General features: G+C 68.2%; 3 protein-coding genes. 2 read left to right on the forward strand and 1 reads right to left on the reverse strand.

Annotation, left to right across the window (positions count from 1 at the left end; all coding sequences use genetic code 11):
- Positions 1-1,064, forward strand: a 1,064-nt coding sequence (locus tag AC5RUJ_RS12245; RefSeq protein ID WP_494155920.1) for a biotin/lipoyl-containing protein, incomplete at its 5' end; no start/stop codon positions are given.
- Positions 1,065-1,138: 74 nt separating this feature from the next.
- Here the strand turns inward: AC5RUJ_RS12245 and AC5RUJ_RS12250 are convergent.
- On the reverse strand, positions 1,139-2,947 hold the full coding sequence (locus tag AC5RUJ_RS12250; protein ID WP_493999449.1) for an AMP-dependent synthetase/ligase: 1,809 nt from the start codon (positions 2,945-2,947) through the stop codon (positions 1,139-1,141).
- A 175-nt stretch (positions 2,948-3,122) separates the two neighbouring features.
- Between AC5RUJ_RS12250 and AC5RUJ_RS12255 the strand changes: the two genes are divergently transcribed.
- On the forward strand, positions 3,123-4,015 hold an 893-nt coding region (locus AC5RUJ_RS12255; protein ID WP_494155921.1), incomplete at its 3' end, for an ROK family protein.

A 4,015-nucleotide genomic window follows, 5' to 3' on the forward strand; every position in this document is an offset into this window, starting at 1 on the left:
CGGCGCTGGCGCACACCGAACGCGACACCGGCCTGGACCTGGCCGCCGTCGGCTCGCTGGAGCCCTACTGGGAGGCGGTCCGCCGCGTCTACGCCCCGTTCGAGTCGGGGCTGCCGGGGCCGACCGGCCGCGTGTACGCGCACGAGATTCCGGGCGGCCAGCTCTCCAACCTGAGGCAGCAGGCCATCGCGCTGGGACTCGGGGAGAGGTTCGAGGCGATCGAGGACATGTACACCGCCGCGGACAAGATCCTGGGCCGCTTGGTGAAGGTGACCCCGTCGTCCAAGGTGGTGGGCGACCTGGCCCTCCAGCTGGTCGGCGCAAACGTTGATCCGGAGGAGTTCGCGTCCGATCCCGGGAAGTACGATATCCCCGATTCCGTCATTGGCTTCCTCTCCGGCGAGCTGGGCGATCCTCCCGGCGGCTGGCCCGAGCCGTTCCGCACCAAGGCCCTGGCTGGCCGCACCATCAAGCGGCGCGACGAGGAGCTGACGGCCGAGGACTCGGCGGCGCTGGCCGCGGATTCGGCGACCCGGCGCGCGGCACTGAACCGGCTGCTGTTTGCCGGCCCGGCCAAGGAGTTTGAGAAGATCCGGGACATGTACGGCGACGTGTCCGTGCTGGACACGCTGGACTACCTGTACGGGCTGCAGCCGGGAACCGAACACGTGATCGAGCTTGAGAAGGGCGTCCGCCTGATCGCCATGCTCGGGGCCATCTCCGAGCCGGACGAGAAGGGCATGCGCACCGTGCACTGCACGCTCAACGGTCAGCAGCGCAATGTGATGGTGCGCGACGCCAGCGTGGAATCCGAAGTCAAGGTCGCCGAGAAGGCTGATCCCGCGCAGCCGGGGCACGTGGCGGCTCCGTTCGCCGGCGCCGTCACCGTCCTCGCCAAGGTCGGCGACACCATTAAGGCGGGCGACACGGTGGCCACCATCGAGGCCATGAAGATGGAAGCCGGCATCACCGCTCCCGCCGGAGGCACCGTCACGCGGCTGGCGGTCTCCGCCGTCGAACAGGTCCAGGGCGGGGACCTGCTCCTGGTCATCGACCCGGCGTAGGCCCGAGGCAACCTTCGGGGGGAAACAGGCAGGGCCGCGGCGTGGAAGCCGCGGCCCTGCCTGTTTCGTCGAAGCTACTGACGCACGCCGGCGTAAATCTGCTCCACGTAGTCGTCGAAATCGGCCAGCACCTGCGCCCGCTTGATCTTCAGCGACGGGGTCAGGTGCCCCGATGCTTCCGTGAAGTCGGACGGGATGATCCGGAAGGACTTAATCCCTTCCGCCTGGGAGACGGTCTGGTTGGCGCGGTCGATGAGCGACTGGACCGCCTCCTTCACCACTTCGTGGTCGGCTGCCTGGTCCATGGTGGTGTCGGCCGGCAGGTTGTGGCGGTCCAGCCAGCCGGGCAGGGCCTCCTCGTCCAACGTGATGAGCGCGGAGATAAACGGCCGGTTGTCGCCGATCACCACGCACTGGGAGACCAGCGCATCGGCGCGGATCTGGTCTTCAAGCAGGGCCGGGACGACGTTCTTGCCGCTGGCGGTGACGATGATTTCCTTCTTCCGGCCGGTGATGCGCAGGAAACCGTCAGCGTCCAGTTCGCCGATGTCTCCGGTGCGGAACCAGCCGTCTTCGAAGGCCTCGGAGGTGAGGTCGGGACGGTTGTAGTAGCCGCGCAGCACGCAGACGCCCTTGGCGAGGATCTCGCCGTCGTCGGCGATCTTGACCGCGTTTCCGGGCAGCGGAGCCCCGACCGAACCGATCTTGACCAGTTTGGGGGTGTTGACGGACACCGGGGCCGTGGTTTCGGTCAGGCCGTAGCCCTCCAGCACCAGAAGGCCGATGCCGTGGAAGAAATGCCCCAGCCGTTCGCCCAGCGGGCCGCCGCCGGAGACCGCGTGCTCGACCCGACCGCCCATCGCTTCGCGGATCTTGTGGTAAACGAGCTTGTCGAAGAGCTTGTGCTTGAGCTTGAGCATCAGCGGCACCTTGCCGGCCTCGTCGGCCCGGGACCAGGCGACGGCCGTGTCCGCGGCGGCGTGGAAGATCTTGCCCTTGCCGGCATCCTCCGCCTTGAGCATGGAGTTGTTGTAGACCTTTTCGAACACCCGCGGGACAGCCAGGATGAACGTCGGGCGGTAGCTTTGCAGATCCGGCAGCAGGTTCTTGATGTCCGGCGTATGCGCCACGGTGGCACCCGCGGCGACGCACAGGACGGAGATAAACCGGGCGAAGACGTGGGCCAGCGGCAGGAACATGATGGTCTGCGCGCCCTCGTGGGCGACGTCCGGCAGCGCCGCCGCGGCGTTCTTGGACAGCTCCACGAAATTTCCGTGGGTGAGTTCGCAGCCCTTGGGTCGGCCGGTGGTGCCGGAGGTGTAGATGATCGTGGCCAGATCGTCCAGATTCGCCGCCGTGCGGCGTTCCTCCACCGTGGCGTCGGGCACCTCCCGGCCGGCGGCGCGGAGCGCGTCCAGCGACTCCTCGCCCAATTGCCACACGTGTTTCAGGTCCTCCAAGCCTTCGTTGAGGGCGGCCTGGCGGACCTTCGCCTCATGGGAGGCGCTTTCCGCGAAGACTGCCACAGCCCCGGAGTCGCCGAGGATCCAGGCGATCTGGCTGGGGGAGGAGGTCTCATAAATCGGCACCGACACGGCGCCGGCGAACCAGATGGCGAAGTCCACCAGGGACCATTCGTAGCGGGTGCGGGCCATGATGCCCACCCGGTCGCCCGGCTGAACACCGCTGGAGACCAGCCCCTTGGCCAGCCGGGTCACATCCGCGAGGAACTCAGTGGCACGGATGTCCTGCCACGTCCCGGACGGGTCCTTGCGGGAAAACAGGGCCGGATTCGATGCCTTCTGCGCCTGTTCAACCACCAGACCGGCGATATTGGCCTCCCGCGGAACGTCAACCAGGACGGGCACGCTGTATTCGCGCACGATAGCTCCTCACTTCCTCAGCTGTGGCCAGCTCTGTATAGCCTCCCTGACGGAGGGTGCTTTTAGCCTATAACCTAAATCACAACGGATACCGGCAGGTAACCTACGAAACGGTAACGGTCGGGCCTTCCCTGGCCCGGCAGGCCCGCCGCGAGCGGCTGCCTAAGATGGTGGGGTGGAGAACAGCGCCCTGGCGGTGGGCATAGACATCGGCGGCACCAAGGTGGCCGCCGGGGCCGTCGACCGGACCGGGCGCGTAGTGGCGGAGCTGGTCCGTCCCACGCCGGGACACGATCCGCGGCACGTGGAACACCTTATCTCGGCGATGGTGCGGGAGTTGGCTTCCGAGCACGACGTTGCCGCAGTGGGCGTCGGAGCGGCGGGGTGGATGGACCTTGCCGGGGGAACGGTTCTGTTCAGCCCGCACCTGGCGTGGCGGAATGAACCGCTGCGGGACAACCTGGAGCGGCTGCTGGCCCGGCCCGTCAAAGTGGTCAACGACGCCGACGCCGCCGCCTGGGGGGAGTTCCGCTTTGGCGCCGGGACGGGAGAGCGGCGCCTGGTCTGCATCACCTTGGGCACCGGCATCGGCGGGGCGATGGTGATGGATGGCCGGCTGGAGCGGGGCCGGTGGGGTGTTGCCGGGGAATTCGGGCACCAGGTCATTATGCCCGGCGGGCACCGCTGCGCGTGTGGAAACCGCGGCTGCTGGGAGCAGTACGCCTCGGGCAACGCCCTGGGCAGGGAGGCCCGGGAGTTGGCCGCGGCGAACTCGCCCGTGGCGCAGCGTTGGCTGGAGGCCGTCGGCGGAACGGTGGCAGACATCACCGGCGCGGTGGTCACGGATCAGGCGAAACGCGCCGACCCCGCCAGCGTCCGGCTGCTGGAAGAGGCCGGCGAGTGGCTGGGGCTGGGGCTGGCCAATCTTGCCGCGGCGCTGGATCCCGGGCTGTTCGTGATCGGCGGCGGGCTGTGCGAAGCCGGTGACCTGCTGTTGGAGCCGGCCCGCCATGCGCTGCAGCGGAACCTGACCGGTCGCGGGTTCCGGCCGGTGGCTGAGGTTCGAGC

It is taken from the genome of Arthrobacter sp. Y3223164, assembly GCF_059091005.1.